Source organism: Saccharopolyspora gloriosae (genome assembly GCF_014203325.1).
Lineage (GTDB): Bacteria > Actinomycetota > Actinomycetes > Mycobacteriales > Pseudonocardiaceae > Saccharopolyspora_C > Saccharopolyspora_C gloriosae.
In genome coordinates this window covers 4,790,150-4,806,539 of the sequence record NZ_JACHIV010000001.1, presented here as the reverse complement: position 1 = coordinate 4,806,539, position 16,390 = coordinate 4,790,150, and the positions used below count along the sequence as shown (strand labels likewise).

Below are 16,390 nucleotides of genomic sequence, written 5' to 3'. Positions count from 1 at the left end.
GACCCCGTCGCACCGCCCCGCCCGGCGGGGCGGTGCGACCGGTCAGTCCCGGACGAGGCGCGCCGTGTATCCGGCGTCGACGAGCCGCAGGTAGGCGGCGTGCACCTCCGCGGGCACGGGTTGCGCCACGGCGAAGCCGAGCTCGGCGTAGCGGGTGATGCGTTGCGTGTCGCCCACCAGCATGGCGATCACCCGGTCCGCGTCGCCGATGCTCTCGACGTGCTCCTCCAGCGACTGCGCGGTCGCGGCGCAGCGGAATTCGGCTTCGGGCCAGCGCTTCCGGGCCGTCGCGAGGGCGCGGCGCTGCTGGTAGGGGCGTGAGATCAACATGATCCGGGCGTGCAGCAGGCCCTGCTCTGCCAGCAGCGCGCGGGTGAACTCGATGTTCTCCCCGGTGTTCGTGGCCGCGGTCTCGACCTCGATGGCCGCCTCCGGGACGCCGAGTTCCAGCGCGTGCTCCCGGAAGTGCACCGCCTCGCCGCGCGGGAACCGCTCGACGGTGGTGGGCGCGTTGGCGCCGGTGAACACGATCCGCGGGAACCAGCCCTGGTGGTAGAGCTCGGCGGTGCGCGTCGCGACGCCGAGGTCGTGGCTGCCGAGGCCCACGCCCACGTCGCAGCGGCGCGGTTCCTGCCGGAGGTCGTGGTAGTCCCACAACGTCCGCACGTCCGCCGCCGACTCCGCCGGCACCGCCACCGCGCTCACCTCTCTCGTCGCCGACCGCCGGACGATGATCGCTCATCTCGCGGCCACCCACCGGATATCCGGCGGGGCCCGAGAATCTCACGAGGTCGTGCGGCGGGGCCCGGCGAGCGACCCGTTCTCCGCGCGGCCGAGATCTCCGCCACCGCCGGGCGCGTGAGGGAGTTCACGGTCTCGCCGATTCCTCCGTGGACCGTTGGTTGCGGTGGCACCTACCTGATGGGATGGCCGCACGGCACCGCACGGGCTCGGCGCGCCGCGTTCCGGACCGAACGGAATCCCTACTACTCGTGGAGTGCGTCGCATGAGACTGGTGCGCTACCAGGCCGCGTCCGGCCCCCAGTCCGGGGCGCTGGTGGGCGGGGTGCTGCACCCGCTGCCGGAACCCACCGCGGAGGTGCCGATCGGCGACCCGTTCCGCAGCCCCGAGTCGTTGCTGGCGCCGGTGCTGCCGGGCACGGTGTTCGGCGTGGCGAGCCGGGTCGACGAGACGGGCGAGGTGCTGCCACCGGCGACGTTCCTGAAGGCGGTGGGCAGCGTGGTGGGGCCGGGCGGTGCGATTCCGCTGCCGTCCGGGATCGGCCTGGTGGAGGCCGCGGCCGAACTGGCGGTGGTCGTGGGATCGCCGATCTGGCAGGCCGATCCGGAGCTGGTGCTGACCCGCGTGCTCGGCTACACGATCGCGCTCGACGTCACGGCCCGCGACGAGCAGCGCCGCGATCCGCTGTCGACGGCGGCGAAGAGCAGGCGCGGGTTCACGCCGCTGGGCCCGTGGATCGAGACGCGGTTCGACCCCGCGGACGCGGCGATCACGTTGCGCCGCAACGGTGAGCGGGTCGCGGCGGGCTCCACCGCGGACCTGGTCCGCGGCATCCCGGAAACCCTGTCCCACCTGTCCACGCTGGTCGAGCTGAACAAGGGGGACGTGGTCCTCACCGGCGCTCCCGGCACGATCAGCCCGATCGAACCGGGCGACGCGCTGGTCGCCGAGATCGACGGCATCGGCGAGCTCACGAGCCGAGTGGTCACGGCCTGAGCCCGCGCCCGAGCAGGCGGGTGCTCGGCGTTCTTCTCGCGAGGACGGCACCGCCGGGCGCGGCGGAGCCGCCCGTGCGAGAAGAACACCGAGACCGCGGGCCCCCTACGCGAGTCCCCCGAGCACCGACGGCACCCCCGAGGTGTGCACGACCCCGAGGCGCTGGGTGGATCGGGTGAGCGCCACGTACAGGTCGTTGAGCCCGCGCGCGGACTCGCCCAGTATCCGGTCCGGGTCGGCCACCAGCACCGAGTCGAACTCCAGGCCCTTGACCTGGTCCACGGTGAGCACCACGACCCGCGCTTCCAGCTCGTCCTGCTGGTCGCCGACTTCCGCTTCCGGCACCTGCTCGGCGATCCGAGCGCCGACTTCGTCGAGGTGTTCCGGCGGCAGCAGCACGGCGAGCGTGCCGTCGACGGCGTCGAGTTCGGCGCGCACCAGTTCCGGCAGCACCGCGGGCAGGTCCGACTCCGGCACCTGCCGGGTCCACGGCGCGTGCCCGCTGGTGCGCACCGACGCCGGCGGTTCCAGGTCGGTGTCCATAGCCGCGAGCACGTCGGCGGCCACCGACATGATCTCCGCGGGGGTCCGGTAGTTCACCGTCAGCTCGGCGAGCTGCCACCGGTCCATCACGTATGGCGAGAGCACCTCGTGCCAGGAGGCCGCGCCGCCGAGCGCACCGGTCTGCGCGATGTCGCCGACCAGCGTCATCGACCGGCTCGGGCAGCGGCGCATCAGCACCCGCCACGCCATCGTCGAGAGCTCCTGCGCCTCGTCGACGATGACGTGCCCGAACGTCCAGGTGCGGTCCTCGGCGGCGCGTTCGGCGGCGGTGAGGTCGCTGCGGGTGCGGTGGCGCTGCGCGAGCAGTTCGGCGTCGAGCACGTCGGAGACCCGCAGCCGTTCCTCGTCGGCGATCTCCTCGTCCTGCTCCATCAGGTGCAGCACGCCCTGGGCGTAGGCGAGCTCCTCGCGTTCCTGGCGGGCCTGCTCCTCGCGGGCCTTGGTGTCGTCCTCGCCGAGCAGTTCGGCCAGTTCGTCCAGCAGCGACGCGTCGGCGGGCGTCCAGTCCGAACCGGGCGCGCGCAGCAGCGCCTGGCGTTCCTGGTCGGTGAGGTGCTTGCGGGCGGCGGTGGTGAGCCGCTTCGGCGTGCTGAGCAGGTCGTCGAGCAGCTGCTGCGGCGTCAGCTGCGGCCACAGCGAGTCGAGGACCTCGGTGACCGCGTCGTCGGCGCGCAGTTCGGCGCCGATGTCGTCGAGGTCGCGCCGGTCCAGCAGGTCCCGGCCGAGCCGGTCGGCGACCTGGTTGGTCAGGCCCGAGATCATCTCCTTGCGGAAGATCTTGCGCGCGTGGTTGTGCGGCTTGCGGGACCGGCGGGCGCGGCTGCGGGCGTTCGAGACGAGGTTCTTGCCCACCGACAGCGGTTCCCGGTCGAACAGGACCTCGATGGGTTCCTTCGGGACCCGCTGGCGGTCGCGCACGGCCGAGTTGAGCACGTTCACCATCACGCCGCGGCCCTTGATCTCCGCGGCCTCCGCGGATTCGGGGGCGGTGGCGGAGACGCCGGGGAACAGTTCTCCGGCGGTGGAAAGCAGCACGCCCGTCTCGCCGAGCGACGGCAGCACCTGGCCGATGTAGCGAAGGAACGTCGAGTTCGGCCCGACGACGAGCACGCCGCGCTTGGTGAGCTGCTCGCGGTAGGTGTAGAGCAGGTACGCCGCGCGGTGCAGCGCCACCGCCGTCTTGCCGGTGCCGGGACCGCCCTGCACGACCAGCACCCCGTTCATGGGGGCGCGGATGATGCGGTCCTGCTCGGCCTGGATGGTGGCGACGATGTCGCCCATCTGCCCGGTGCGCCGCGCGTCCAGCGCCGCCAGCAGCGTCGCCTCCCCGGCGAGGCCGAGGTCGCTGCCCTGCTCACCGGCGTCGAGGTCGAGGATCTCGTCTTCCAGGTCGACCACGGTGCGCCACTTGCTGCGCAGGTGGCGGCGCCGCCACACGCCGTCGCGGGCGGCGGCGGTGGCCAGGTAGAACGGCCGGGCCGCCGGCGCGCGCCAGTCGATCAGCAGCGGTTCGTACTCGCGTTCCTCGTCGAACAGGCCGAGGCGTCCGATGTGGAACACCTCGTCGCTGTCGAGGTCGAGCCGCCCGAAGCACAACCCGTGCTCCACCGCGCTGAGCTGGGTCAGCTTGTCGGTGTACATGGTGGTGGAGATGTCGCGTTCGGTGCGCGCCTGCGGCGTGCCGCCGGTCTGGCGCAGCGTGTCGGTGAGCCGTTTCGTGGCGTCCCGGCGGAGTTCGTCGAGTTTGTCGTAGAGCGTCGAGACGTACTGCTGCTCGGCGGTCAGGTCGTCGGTGCGGTCGGGTCCCCGATCTGCTCGGGCGTTGGACAACTTGGCTCCACCTTGTGCTCACATGATGTGTCGGACCGGAGGTGCCGACGGGCCGTGAATGCGTCCCCGGCGAGAGTCCGACCAACCATCATACCGGCACTCGATGACCACCCCGTCCCGCTGCGACGGCACCCCGGAACCTGTCTTTGAGGCTTGAGTAGTGGGTCGCTCAGCGGAACCTCAGCGGCTTCCTCGTTGCGGGATCGATTTCTCATGTAGCAGCCCTACACCACGAAATCGCTGTCCTCGCGAGGAAGCCGCTGAGAACCCGCCGGTGGTCGTCCTGCTCAGGCTGATCACTGCTCAGCGGCTCCGCCACTGACAAGACAACGACCAACAACGCCGCTCACCTGGAACGACAAGATCAAAGACGCCCGTGCTGCTCCGGAGGCACCCAAGACGGACCAAGGTCGCTGCGGCAACCGGACGGCACTGTGCCGCCGCAGCGACCGGAGTCGCCGCGGCGGCACCTCAACCGGCCCTTCGCCGCTCTACAGCAGCAGGTCCAGTAGGACGATGACCACGAACGACACGACCGACAGGATCGTCTCCATCGCCGACCAGGTCTTGAGCGTCTGCCCGACGGTCATCCCGAAGTATTCCTTGACCAGCCAGAACCCGGCGTCGTTGACGTGCGACAGGAACAGCGAACCGGAGCCGATGGCCAGCGCCACGAGCGCCCCGTGCACCGGGTCCAGCCCCACGACCAGCGGCGCCACCATCCCGGCCGCGGAGATGGTCGCCACCGTCGCCGAGCCCGTCGCGACCCGGATGCCGACCGCGATCAGCCAGGCCAGCAGCAGCGGCGACAGGTGCGCGCCCGCCGCCACGTCGGTGATCATGGTGTTGACCCCGGATTCGACCAGGGTCTCCTTGAACCCGCCGCCGGCGCCGACGATGAGGATGATGCCCGCGACCGGCGGCAGCGAACCGCCGACGATGCCGGACAGCGCGGTGCGCCCCAGCCCGGAGCGCGGCCCGAGCGTGGCCATCGCGATCAGCACGGTCAGCGTCAGCGCGACCACGGGGGTGCCCAGCGTGTCCAGCGCGACGTAGCCGAGGCTGCCTTCGGTCAGGGCGAGGTCGGCGACGGACTTGCCGAGCATCAGCACGACCGGCAGCAGCAGCATCACCACGGACAGGGCGAAACCGGGCCGCCTGCCTTCGTCGTCCGGGCCGGGCGTCTTGCCCAGCAGCGTCGAGGCCGGGGGCAGCTCCACGCGCTTGGCGATGAACGAGCCGAACACGGGGCCGGCCACCACGGCCGTCGGGATGGCCACGACGATGCCCAGCGCGAGGGTGGTGCCGAGGTCCACGCCGAGCGCGTCCACCGCGGCCAGCGGGCCGGGGTGCGGCGGCACCAGGCCGTGCAGGATGGACAGCCCCGCCAGCGCGGGAATCCCGATCCGCAGCATCGGCTGTTCGGAGCGGGCGGCGACCATCACCACGATCGGCACCAGCAGCACCACGCCGACCTCGAAGAACATCGGCAGCCCGAGCAGCGCGGCGATGAACACCATCGCCCACGGCAGGGTGCGCCGGGTGGTGCGTTCGAGCACCGTCTCCACGATCTGCTGGGCGCCGCCGGTGTCGGTGAGCAGCCTGCCCAGCATCGCGCCCAGCGCGACCAGCAGACCGACGTCGCCGACGGTCTTGCCGAGCCCGTCGGTGAACGTCTCGACGAGGTCTTCGAACGGCATCCCGGCGACCACGCCGAGCGTGGTGGCGCCCAGCGCCAGCGCCAGGAACGGGTGCATCTTCACCCAGCTGATCAGCACGACGATCACGGCGATGCCGCTGACCGCGGCGGCCAGCAGCCGGGTGTCGTGGCCGCTCCAGGCGCCGGGTGGTGCCTGCGCGAGCAGGGTGCCCGCGACGGGCAGGGACATCAGAGGCATGAGGGGCTCCTCGCTGAGCTCGGTGCGCGGCCCACCTTAAGAGCAGATCGCTGAAAAGTATGACTTTTCCGGCTCATGAACCGATTAAGTCTGCTCTGTTAACCGAGTCACGAGGCATAGTGCGGGCGACGACCGGCTCCGAACGGCCCGCGTCCTGCCGCCACTCGGCCGCAGCCACCCCGCGGGCCGAGCGGTCCGGAGACCAGATGAGGAGCCCTTGCGGAATGATCTTTTGGTCTTTTCTTGTCAGCGGCGAAGCCGCTGAGCAGTGACCGGCTTGAGCACAACGACCACCGGCGGGTTCTCAGTGGCTTCCTCGCGAGGACGGCTTTTTCCCTCGTGGCGGAGCCACTTGGGAAAAAGATCCCGCAGCGAGGAAGCCACTGAGGTTCCGCAGAGCGACCCGCCACGAAGGTCATGCTGAAAGGACTCCTAAGTTGAAGCGAACGGACGAGGGGAGCCTGGTGAGCGGCGGACTGCACGGGCAGGTGGTCGACGTGCTCGGCCACGAGATCAGCGCGGGCGAGCACCCGCCCGGCACCGTGCTGCGCATCGACGGGCTGGAGCAGCGCTTCGGCATCTCCCGCAGCGTCGCCCGCGAGGTGGTGCGCACGCTCGCGTCGATCAGGCTGGTGGTCAGCCGCAAGCGCGTCGGCGTCGTGGTGCGTCCGCGCGCCGAGTGGAACACCTTCGACCCGGCGCTGATCCGCTGGCTGCTCGCGGTGGACCGGTCCGCGCAGGTCCGGACCCTGGTGGAGCTGCGCACCGCCGTCGAACCCGTCGCCGCCGCGGCGGCGGCCAGGCACGCCGACCACGAGCAGGCCGCCCGCCTCGTCGGCCTGGCCGAGCGGATGGTGGCCACCGCCCGCTCCGGCGACCTGGAGACCTTCCTGGAGGCCGACGTCGACTTCCACGGCCTGGTGCTGGCCGCGTCCGGCAACGAGATGTTCGCGCAGCTGCGCGACGTGTTCGGCGAGGTGCTGCGCTGGCGCACCGGGCACGGCCTGATGCCGGAGCACCCGAAGCCGCTCGCGGTCCGGCTGCACTGCGAGATCGCCGAATGCATCCGCGGCGGCGATCACGAACGCGCCGAGTCGGCGATGCGGGAACTGGTGCAGGAGGCGTTCGAGGGGACCCTCGAACGCCTCACCACCGAGCAGCAGGGCGATCAGTAGCCCTCGTAGCCACCGCCGGAGCCGACGCCGACGACGCCGGGCACGTTCGAGACCGAGCCGTAGCGGTCGATGGAGTACCGGGTCGCGGCCACGATGTTGTCCACCGGGTTCCAGATGTCCTGGTGACCGGGCACCGCGAACGAGTGGAACGTCGGGTCGATCGTCTGCATCAGGCCCTTCGACGGAGTGCCCGCCGACGCGTTCGAGTCCCAGTCGTTCGCGGCCATCGGGTCGCCGCCGGACTCGTGCTCGATGATCGTGCGCAGCGCCGCCGGGTCGATCTGGTCGCGGGGCACGCCGTGCGCTTCCAGCACCGCCGTGGCCTGGCTGATCCAGCCGCCCACGGGGTCGGCGGGCGCACCGCCCAGCGCCGGACCGGTGTTCGGGGGACTCACCGGTCCGGGCTGGACGTGCCCGGCCACCGGGGCGGCGGCGCGGGGTTCGGGGGTGTGTTCCGCCGCGGGGGCTCCGCCGAGCACGGCGCTGAGCACGCCGGTGGCGACGACGGAGGCGGCGATCTGGGCGGTCCGCATCTTCGGGGTGAGGCGGTGCGCGCCGATGGCTTCGCTGGTGCTCCACAGCTCCCGCAGCGCGGGGACCGCTTTGTCGTGGAGCCGGTGCAGCAGCGCGGTCGGGGACTTGGGGCCGGTGGTGCTGTCGGGGGTGGTCAGGGCCTCGGGGAAGGTGTGGTCGGGGGAACTCACGAGGACCAACAGTCCCTCACCGCCCGTATGCCTACATCGCGGTTTCCACGTGTGCAGGTACCTACTTTCGTAGATCCGCGTGGTGGGAAACCCGTTTCCCGTCACGCGGAGTACACCGGTGACCGGGAGTCGGAGGCGGACGGGTGCGGCGATCTCCGAGCCGCTCGGCACGCGGCGACGACCGGTGCGGCGAGGGCCCGGCGTCGGTGGCCGAGCCTTCCCGCCGCCGGGTGCTCACGTCAAGAAGAACGTCGTCCCGCCAGCCAGCCGGCGATCTGGGCGCGGGAGGAGAAGTCGAGCTTGGTCAGGATGTGCTGCACGTGGCCTTCCACGGTGCGCTGCGCGATGACCAGCGTCTCCGCGATCTCCTTGTTCGTCCTGCCCTGCGCGACGAGTTCGGCGATCTCCCGCTCCCGCTTGGTCAGCGTCGTCGCGGTCAGCTCGTCCGGGGCGACGCTGCGCGTCGTCCGCTTGAGCTCCAGCGCGTAGTCCACCGCCGACTCCGGCGACATCTCGTAGCCGCGGTCGAAGGCCTCCCGGTAGGCGCGGTCGCCCAGCGCGCGGCGCGCGCCCTGCTCGTTCTCGTCGTGCGAGGACTGGAACCGCCCGTAGTACTCGGGTGCGGCGCGCACCGCGTCCCACACCGCCGACGCCGCCCCGAACAGGCGGGCCGCCCGCTCGTCGCGACCCAGCCCGTGCGCGATCCACGCCAGGATGTCGATGGTGAACGCGCTGGAGAGCCGGTTGTCCAGCGTGCGCTGCAACCGCAGCGCCTCCTTCGCGGCCGTCTCCGCGCGCGCCGAGGCCCCGCGCAGGATCTCGATGTGCGCGCTCGCCCACAGTGCCGCCGACCGCCACAGCAGTTCACCGCGCCCGGTCGCCGCCTCGATGCATTCCCGCAGCAGCGCGATCCCGCCGTCCCGATCGCCGCGGAGCCCTTTGACCAGGCCCAGCGCGAACAACCCGAACCATTCCCCGTAGACCGCCTCCAGGTCCCGGAACCGGCCGAGCGCGTCCGCGAGCAGCTCCTCGGCCTCGGCGAGGTCGTCGCGGAAGAACGCCGCCATGCCCCGGATCTGCGTCACGTGCGCCACCTCGTACTCGTCGTCGTGCTCGGCGGCCAGCGCCGCCGCCTCTTCCAGCAGCGGCAGGGCGGTCGAGGTGTCGCCCTGCAGCAGCGCGAACCACGCGGTGGCCCGCAGGCCCGCGGGCCGCTCCGGGGTGTCCGGCGGGACGTGTTCGAGCGCCGTCTCCAGCCAGTGCCGCGCCTCCCCGTTGAGCCCGCGGATGCTCCAGAACGGCGTGAGCCGCGACGCCAGCCGCAGCGCGCCCGCCGCGGTGCGCCGCTCGTGCGCCGCCGTGTCCAGCGCGAGCCGCAGGTTGTCCAGGTCCAGCCGCAGTTCTCGCACCCACGCCGTCTGGTGCGGGCCGAGCCAGTCCGCCGCGAACCGGTCGGCGAGCTCCGCGTACCACTCGTGGTGGCGGGCCAGCACCCGCTGCCGCTCCCCGGAGGCGTCGAGTCGTTCCTGGCCGTAGTCGCGCAGCGCGTGCAGCAACCGGAACCGCACCTCACCGGCTTCTTCCTCGCGCACCAGGATCGACTGGTCCACCAGCGAGTGCATCGAGCCCAGCACGTCGACGCGGCTGAGCCCGTTGCTGGCCACGTGCTCGGCGGCGGCCAGCCCGAAGCTCCCGGCGAACACCGACACCCGCGCCCACGCGATCCGGTCCTGCTCGGAGCACAGCTCGTAGCTCCAGTCGATCAGCGCCCGCAGGCTCTGCTGCCGCGGCGGCGCGCCGCGGCGCCCCTCGCTGAGCAGGTTGTAGCGCTCGACGAGCCGCTCCTCCAGCTGCTGCAGCGACAGCGACCGCAGCCGCACCGCGGCGAGCTCGATCGCCAGCGGGTTGCCGTCGAGCCGCGCGCACAGCCGCATCAGCACGGCGCCGTCCTCGGCGGTGACCTCGAACTCCGGCACGGTCGAGCGCGCCCGGTCCAGGAACAGCCGCACCGAGGAGAACTGCTCGTAGGACTCCGGTGGTGGCGGGTCGTCGAGGTCGGGGATCTGCATCGGCGGCACCACCAGCGTCGCCTCCCCGGCCACGCCCAGCGACTGCCTGCTGGTGGCGAGGATGCGCACGCCTGGGCACCAGCGCAGCACCGAGTCCACGAACAGCGCGGCGTCCTCGATGACGTGCTCGCAGTTGTCCAGCACCAGCAGCATCTCCCGGTGCCGCAGGTGTTCGACGACGGCGTCCACGTCGGTGCCCGAGGACGGTCCGCCGAGGCTGAGCTGTTCGATGGCGGCTTCGGCGAGCAGGGTGCCGTCGCGGAGCTCCTCCAGGCCCACGCACCACGCCTTGTCCCGGAAGATCCGCCGCATGCTGGAGGCCACCCGCAACGCCAGCCGGGTCTTGCCGACCCCGCCCTGGCCGGTGAGGGTGACCAGCCGGGATTCGGCGAGCAGGCGTTTGGTCCGGGTGATCTCATGTCGCCGGCCGACGAAGCTGGTGACGTCGACCGGTAGGTTGCCCGCCGACTCGCGGACGCGGGCCGACCGCGCACTGGAGACCACGCCCCGAGCCTAACCCGGCTTCGCCCTGTCGGTCGGGGCGATCTTGCAGGTCAACGGCTTGCCAAGGTCAACCTGGAGCGCGCGAGATCGACGAAGCGGGCCTGTCCGGCGCGTAGCCCGTGCAGTCCGAGCGAGACGGTGCGCCGGAACTCGGCGAGTTCCACGACGTGCTCGTGCAGCGATTCCCGCGCGTTCCCGCCGGCGGCGGTGTAGGCGGTCAGCAGGCGTCGCAGCCCGTCCGGCCCGAAGGCGGCGCAGGGGGCGGCGAAGTCCTGCGCTGGGTCGTCGATGGCCGCGTCCGCCCAGTCCAGCAGCCCGACGAGCCTCCCCGCCCCGTCGACCAGGGTGTGGTTCGGGCTCAGGTCCCGGTGCACGGGAACGCCCGCGCCGAGCCAGTACCGGTCGTCGGCGAGCCAGTTGCGCCACCGCCGCGCCCGGTGCTCCGGAACGGGCAGCAGGGCGACCCCTTCGGCGAGTTCGGCGTCGATCTCCGCCCGCAGCGCCCGCGGTCCGCCGGCTTCGACGCCGGTGGACGCCAGCAGGTGCGGTGGCGTGCCGTGCAGCGCCGCGATGACCTCGCCGAGCCGCACCAGGTAGTCCTCGTCGGCCGTTCCGAAATCCACGTCGAGCGTGAGCGGGTCCTCGGCCGCCAGCGGCTCGCCGCTCAACCGCCGGTAGGCGACCAGGTCGGGAGCGCGGATCTCCCAGCGCGGCAGTTCCACCGGCAGCCGTGGCCGCAGCACCTCCAGCAGCCTGCCCTCGGCGGGTAGGCGCGCCGCGACGCCCGCCCGGCGCGGTTCCCGCAGGACCCACCGCGTCCCGTCGCGGGCGGTCGCGAGGTGCACGCGGAAGTCCCAGCCGGTCTCGTTCACCTCGTCGACGCGCACGTCCAGTCCGTGCGTGCGGGCCACGTCGGTGATCATGTCGGCACGTTAACGGGCGGCGGCGAGCGGTGTCATCGGAAATTGCGGGACTTTCGGACCGTTTCCGGGTGCGGTGGCGCCACAATTCCCCCGGCGGTTCCCGGGTGTCACAGCGGCCTTCGCGCGGGCACGACCCGGCGTGCCCGCGGAATTACGCTGGAACGGTCGTAGAACGGGCCCGGTGATCGCGCGGAGGCGTTCCTCCGCGCGCATCGGATCCCCATTTCCACGTGCTCCGGGGGTGTGCGATGCCATTCCACTTGCCCGAGGACGAGTTCCCCGGCCACCGGGCCCGGCGGAGGTCGCGAACGCTGATCGTGCTGCTCAGCGCGTTCACGATGATCGTGGCCCTCTGCGGCGGCGCGGTCGCCGCCGGTGCCGCCGCGAAACCGGCCGAGGGCGATTCCCCGCGGAAGGTGACGGTGACGATGGTCGATTACCGGCTGCTGATGCCGTCGCACCTCCCACCCGGTCGCTACACGTTCCGGGCGGTGAACCGGGGAATCGCGCCGCACGCCTTGGAGGTCAAAGGACCGGGTGTGGAGAACAAGCGCACCATCACGGTGAAGACGGGGCAGTCCGCGGATCTGACCGTCACCTTGACCCGCGGCACCTACGATTTCTGGTGCCCCGTCGGGAACCACCGGCACGTCGGAATGGAGCTCGACGTGCACGTCGGCTGAGCCCTCCGCCGTGGTGCGAGCCGGGAAAAGGGAGAGCGCGATGTCGGTGCCCGGTGCCAGGCTGCGCGCAAGACCGGAACCGATGCCAAGGACGACCTGCACCAGTACCTGCGCGAGGAGCGAGACGCCCTGCTGTGGAAGCTCGACGGGCTCTCCGAGTACGACGTCCGGCGCCCGCTGACGCCCACCGGCACCAACCTGCTGGGCCTGGTCAAGCACGTCGCGACCGTCGCGGTGGGCTACTTCGGCATCGTCTTCGACCGCCCTTTCCCGGAGCCGATGCCGTGGATCGAGAACGGGGCAGACAACGACGACATGTGGGCGACCGCGGAGGAGACGCGGGAGCAGATCATCGGGCTCTACCACCGGGCTTGGGCGCACGCGGACGCGACGATCGCGGCGTTGCCGCTGGACGCGCCGGGCCGGGTGCCGTGGTGGCCTGCGGAGCGCGGCGGCATGACCCTGCACCGGATCCTGTGCCACGTGCTCGCCGAGCTGGCTCGGCACGCGGGCCACGCCGACATCGTCCGCGAACTCGTCGACGGTTCCGCGGGCCGGCGAGCCGACAACGGCAACCTTCCCGCGCGCGACGAGCAGTGGTGGCGCGACCACCACGACCGCCTCGACCGGGTCGCCCGCGCGACCCGTGCCTGATCGCGGTCGATATAGGCTGATCGGGTGCGTTTCGAAGGGTTCGGGGACGGTGCCGTCGAGTTCTACGAGGGGCTCGAAGCCGACAACTCCAAGGCTTACTGGGGCGATCAGCTCGCGGTGTACCGCGAGCACGTGCGGGCTCCGATGGAGGCGCTGCTCGCCGAGCTGGAACCGGAGTTCGCCGCCGGGGTCGGCTCCGGCGGCGCGAGCGGCAAGGGCAAGGTGTTCCGGCCGCACCGGGACGTGCGGTTCAGCCCCGACAAGTCGCCGTACAAGACCCACTGCGGCGCCGTGATCGAAGCGGGGCGCGGCGGCGGGGCCTACTACGTGGAGGTCAGCGTTGCGGGCATGCTGATCGCCGGCGGCTGCTTCCACACCGAATCCGACCAGCTGGCGCGCTACCGCACGGCGGTGGACGAGCCGGTCCACGGGGAGCGGTTGCGCGAGGTCCTGGCCGCGTTGGGGGCGCGCTGGGAGATCACCGGCGACACCCTCGCCACCCGCCCGCGCGGCGTGCCCGCCGACCATCCGCGGCTGGAACTGCTGCGGCACCGCACGCTCTACGCGGCGCGCCGCTGGGAACCGGACGACCTGCTGCACGAGCGGGGGTGCGCGAGCCGCGTCCGCAAGGGCTGGCGGGAGCTGCGCGAGCTCAACCAGTGGTGCGCCGACCACGTCGGACCGACCGAGCGGCGGCGGTGAGCAGCAGGGCCACCAGCGCGCCGAGCACGTCGACCAGCGCGTCCCGCAGGTCTCCGCTGCGGCCCAGCGGTAGCACCGCCTGCAGCACTTCGGACAGCGCCGCGTACCCGACGAGCCCCACCACGAGCGGGGCGGCGGGGACGCGGGCGGCGGTCCCGCTCGCGGCCAAGGCGGCGAACAGCACGAAGTGCACGACCTTGTCGGTGCCCGGCGGCGCGGACGGGACGCCCGACGCCGGGGTGAACAAGATGATCAGGCTGATCGCGAAGATCACACCGAAGAGCAGCTGACCGGGCCGTGGCCTGTAATGATTCAGCACCGCAAGATCCCGATCGGTTCGTTTCCAGGTGGCTGCGTATTCGACGCGCGTCCAAGGAGACTAGGCTGACACAACGTGAGTCGACGAGCCAAGATCGTTTGTACCATGGGCCCCGCCACCGCCTCACCGGAGAAGGTGGCCGAGCTCGTCAGCAGCGGAATGGACGTCGCCCGGTTGAACTTCAGCCACGGCAGCCATGGCGACCACCAGCAGGTCTACGACCTGGTGCGGACGGCCGCGAAGGAAAGTGGCCGTGCCGTGGGCATCCTCGGCGACCTGCAGGGACCGAAGATCCGCCTCGGCAAGTTCGCGGACGGTCCGGTCGAGTGGAACACCGGCGACGTCGTGCGAATCACGATCGACGACGTGCAAGGCACTCATGATCGCGTTTCCACCACCTACAAGGGCCTGGCCGCCGACGCCAAGGTCGGCGACCGGGTGCTGGTCGACGACGGCAAGGTCGGCCTGACCGTCTCCGCCGTCGAAGGCAACGACGTCGTCCTCGACGTCGTCGAAGGCGGACCTGTTTCCGACAACAAGGGCCTGTCCATGCCCGGCATGGACGTCTCGGTGCCCGCGCTGTCCGAGAAGGACATCGCGGACCTGGAGTTCGCCCTGCAACTCGGCGTGGACTTCATCGCGCTGTCGTTCGTGCGCAGCCCCGCAGACATCGACCTGGTCCACCAGGTGATGGACCGCGTCGGGCGCCGGCTTCCGGTGATCGCGAAGCTGGAGAAGCCAGAGGCGGTGGACAACCTGGAGGCCATCGTGCTGGCCTTCGACGGCGTCATGGTCGCCCGCGGTGACCTCGGCGTGGAACTCCCGCTCGAGCACGTCCCGTTGGTGCAGAAGAAGGCGATCCGGATCGCGCGGGAGAACGCGAAGCCGGTCATCGTCGCCACCCAGATGCTCGACTCGATGATCCACAACTCGCGGCCGACCCGCGCCGAGACCTCGGACGTGGCCAACGCCGTGCTCGACGGCACCGACGCGGTGATGCTCTCCGGCGAGACGAGCGTCGGGGACTACCCGATCGAGACCGTGCAGACGATGGCCCGCATCGTCGAGGCCGTGGAGGACGGATCGCCCACGCCGCCGCCGCTGAGCCACGTGCCGCGCACCAAGCGGGGCGTCATCTCCTACGCGGCGCGCGACATCGGGGAGCGGCTCAGCGCGAAGGCGTTGGTCGCGTTCAGCCAGTCCGGCGACACCGTGCGGCGGCTCGCCCGCCTGCACACCCGGCTGCCGCTGCTCGCGTTCACGCCGGAGGAGTCGGTCCGCAGTCAGCTCGCTCTCACTTGGGGGACTGAGACGTTCCTCGTGCCTAAAGTGGACACGACCGACCAGATGGTCCGTCAGGTGGATCAGGCGATGCTCTCGCTCGGACGTTCGCAGCGCGGCGACATGGTCGTCGTGGTCGCGGGTTCCCCGCCTGGCACCGTGGGTTCGACGAACCTGATCCGGGTGCACCGGCTCGGCGAGGAAGACCACGTCTGATCCGTGTTCGCGCGCGGAGTGGGTCGGTCGCACTGACCGGCAAGGGCGGGAACACCGTCGTTCCCGCCCGGTGATCCACCCCGATTCGCCCGAGGAGCAGAAGTGACCGAAGCGGCACGAGCGGCTGCCGCCGACCCGGCAGGCCTGCACATCGACAGCTCGGTCCCGTTGGACGTCAACGGTGTGCCGCACGGCCAGCCCGTGCTGGACCGGCTGATCGCCCTGCTCGATCTGGAACGGATCGAGGAGAACATCTTCCGCGGGGTCAGCCCCGCCGAATCACCGGTGCGCGTCTTCGGCGGCCAGGTCGCCGGGCAGGCGCTCGTCGCCGCCGGGCGCACCGTGCCGGAGGACCGGCCGGTGCATTCGCTGCACGCCTACTTCATCCGGCCCGGTGACCCGAGCGTCCCGATCGTCTACGAGGTGGATCGCACCCGGGATGGCCGGTCGTTCACGACCCGCCGGGTCGTGGCGGTGCAGCACGGCAAGCCGATCTTCTCGCTGTCGGCGTCGTTCCAGCTGGTCGAGGACGGCATCGACCACGCCGAGACCATGCCCGACGTGCCCGACCCGGAGTCGCTGCCGACGTACGGCGAGCAGGTCGGCAGCCTGCTGGGGGAGCTGGGCGGCACGCCGTACCAGCCCCGCCCGATCGACGTCCGCTACGTCACCGACCCGCCGTGGGTGCGCAAGGACGACTCCGAGCGGGAGGCGCGCAGCCAGGTCTGGATGCGGGCCGACGGCGGGCTGCCGGACGACAAGCTGCTGCACGTGTGCATGGCGGCGTTCGCCTCCGACCTGACGCTGCTGGATTCGGTGCTGGTGCGCCACGGCGTGTACTGGATGCTGGACAAGGTCTCCGGGGCGAGCCTGGATCACGCCATGTGGTTCCACCGCCCGTTCCGCGCCGACGAGTGGCTGCTCTACGATTGCGCCTCGCCGAGCGCGTCCGGTGCTCGTGGGCTGGCGACGGGGCGGTTCTTCTCGCAGGACGGGCGGTTGGTGGCGACCGTCGTGCAGGAAGGCCTGCTGCGCGTCCTGGACTGATCACGACGAACGACGGGGCTCTCCGGCGGTTGCCGGGGAGCCCCGTTTCGCGTGCGGCGGGGTTCCCCGCCGACCCCCGGCGG

The 16,390-nt window shown here is 71.5% G+C and carries 14 protein-coding genes; 7 read left to right on the top strand and 7 right to left on the bottom strand.

The genetic code is table 11. The features are described from left to right. Positions 1-42: 42 nt before the first annotated feature. Positions 43-696 (bottom strand): YdcF family protein, encoded by a 654-nt coding sequence (locus BJ969_RS20880; RefSeq protein WP_425503570.1) that lies wholly within the window; start codon positions 694-696, stop codon positions 43-45. Between the two features lie 310 nt (positions 697-1,006). On the opposite strand from BJ969_RS20880, the gene BJ969_RS20875 reads away from it, so the two are divergent. Next, positions 1,007-1,738 carry a fumarylacetoacetate hydrolase family protein gene (locus BJ969_RS20875; protein ID WP_184481221.1) on the top strand — a complete coding sequence of 244 codons (732 nt, stop codon included), beginning with the start codon at positions 1,007-1,009 and terminating at the stop codon, positions 1,736-1,738. A gap of 105 nt (positions 1,739-1,843) precedes the next feature. Here the strand turns inward: BJ969_RS20875 and BJ969_RS20870 are convergent, their stop codons facing one another. Continuing rightward, positions 1,844-4,132, bottom strand: a complete 2,289-nt coding sequence (locus tag BJ969_RS20870) for a HelD family protein (protein ID WP_184481219.1) — start codon at positions 4,130-4,132, stop codon at positions 1,844-1,846. A 491-nt stretch (positions 4,133-4,623) separates the two neighbouring features. Continuing rightward, a complete protein-coding gene (locus BJ969_RS20865; RefSeq protein WP_246457041.1) occupies positions 4,624-6,030 on the bottom strand; it encodes a GntT/GntP/DsdX family permease in 1,407 nt (468 codons plus the stop codon). 437 nt (positions 6,031-6,467) lie between these two features. Here BJ969_RS20865 and BJ969_RS20860 point away from each other — a divergent pair, with 437 nt between their 5' ends. Further along, positions 6,468-7,205: a FadR/GntR family transcriptional regulator gene (locus BJ969_RS20860; RefSeq protein WP_246457039.1), complete on the top strand. Its 738-nt coding sequence runs from the start codon at positions 6,468-6,470 to the stop codon at positions 7,203-7,205. On the opposite strand, the gene BJ969_RS20855 is transcribed toward BJ969_RS20860, so the two are convergent. The 3 genes from BJ969_RS20855 to BJ969_RS20845 form a co-directional block, all read right to left on the bottom strand. Next, complete coding sequence (locus BJ969_RS20855) at positions 7,199-7,909, bottom strand: transglycosylase SLT domain-containing protein (RefSeq protein WP_343071517.1); 711 nt, start codon at positions 7,907-7,909, stop codon at positions 7,199-7,201. The genes BJ969_RS20860 and BJ969_RS20855 overlap by 7 nt on opposite strands. Before the next feature lie 239 nt (positions 7,910-8,148). After that, entirely contained in the window at positions 8,149-10,482 is a 2,334-nt protein-coding gene (locus BJ969_RS20850; RefSeq protein ID WP_184481217.1) for a LuxR C-terminal-related transcriptional regulator, read from the bottom strand. 50 nt (positions 10,483-10,532) lie between these two features. Further along, positions 10,533-11,405 carry a macrolide 2'-phosphotransferase gene (locus BJ969_RS20845; RefSeq protein ID WP_184481215.1) on the bottom strand — a complete coding sequence of 291 codons (873 nt, stop codon included), beginning with the start codon at positions 11,403-11,405 and terminating at the stop codon, positions 10,533-10,535. A 248-nt stretch (positions 11,406-11,653) separates the two neighbouring features. Between BJ969_RS20845 and BJ969_RS20840 the strand changes: the two genes are divergently transcribed. The 3 genes from BJ969_RS20840 (at position 11,654) to BJ969_RS20830 (ending at position 13,444) form a co-directional block, all read left to right on the top strand. Continuing rightward, positions 11,654-12,088 carry a hypothetical protein gene (locus BJ969_RS20840; protein ID WP_246457037.1) on the top strand — a complete coding sequence of 145 codons (435 nt, stop codon included), beginning with the start codon at positions 11,654-11,656 and terminating at the stop codon, positions 12,086-12,088. A gap of 96 nt (positions 12,089-12,184) precedes the next feature. Beyond that, positions 12,185-12,742, top strand: coding sequence for a DinB family protein (locus BJ969_RS20835; RefSeq protein ID WP_184485586.1), 558 nt, complete (start codon positions 12,185-12,187; stop codon positions 12,740-12,742). A 24-nt stretch (positions 12,743-12,766) separates the two neighbouring features. Further along, positions 12,767-13,444 carry a TIGR02453 family protein gene (locus tag BJ969_RS20830; RefSeq protein WP_184481213.1) on the top strand — a complete coding sequence of 226 codons (678 nt, stop codon included), beginning with the start codon at positions 12,767-12,769 and terminating at the stop codon, positions 13,442-13,444. On the opposite strand, the gene BJ969_RS20825 is transcribed toward BJ969_RS20830, so the two are convergent. Further along, positions 13,395-13,718 carry a VanZ family protein gene (locus tag BJ969_RS20825; RefSeq protein ID WP_343071516.1) on the bottom strand — a complete coding sequence of 108 codons (324 nt, stop codon included), beginning with the start codon at positions 13,716-13,718 and terminating at the stop codon, positions 13,395-13,397. The genes BJ969_RS20830 and BJ969_RS20825 overlap by 50 nt on opposite strands. A gap of 120 nt (positions 13,719-13,838) precedes the next feature. Here BJ969_RS20825 and pyk point away from each other — a divergent pair, with 120 nt between their 5' ends. Next, complete coding sequence (gene pyk / locus BJ969_RS20820) at positions 13,839-15,260, top strand: pyruvate kinase (RefSeq protein ID WP_184481209.1); 1,422 nt, start codon at positions 13,839-13,841, stop codon at positions 15,258-15,260. A gap of 102 nt (positions 15,261-15,362) precedes the next feature. Next, a complete protein-coding gene (gene tesB, locus BJ969_RS20815; RefSeq protein ID WP_184481207.1) occupies positions 15,363-16,307 on the top strand; it encodes an acyl-CoA thioesterase II in 945 nt (314 codons plus the stop codon). Positions 16,308-16,390: the final 83 nt, after the last annotated feature.

Excerpts from the sequence above, each read along its gene's own strand:
- BJ969_RS20875 (WP_184481221.1), top strand. The coding sequence starts at position 1,007 with ATGAGACTGGTGCGCTACCAGGCCGCGTCCGGCCCCCAGTCCGGGGCG.
- BJ969_RS20865 (WP_246457041.1), bottom strand. The coding sequence starts at position 6,030 with ATGCCTCTGATGTCCCTGCCCGTCGCGGGCACCCTGCTCGCGCAGGCA.
- BJ969_RS20845 (WP_184481215.1), bottom strand. The coding sequence starts at position 11,405 with ATGATCACCGACGTGGCCCGCACGCACGGACTGGACGTGCGCGTCGAC.
- BJ969_RS20840 (WP_246457037.1), top strand. The coding sequence starts at position 11,654 with ATGCCATTCCACTTGCCCGAGGACGAGTTCCCCGGCCACCGGGCCCGG.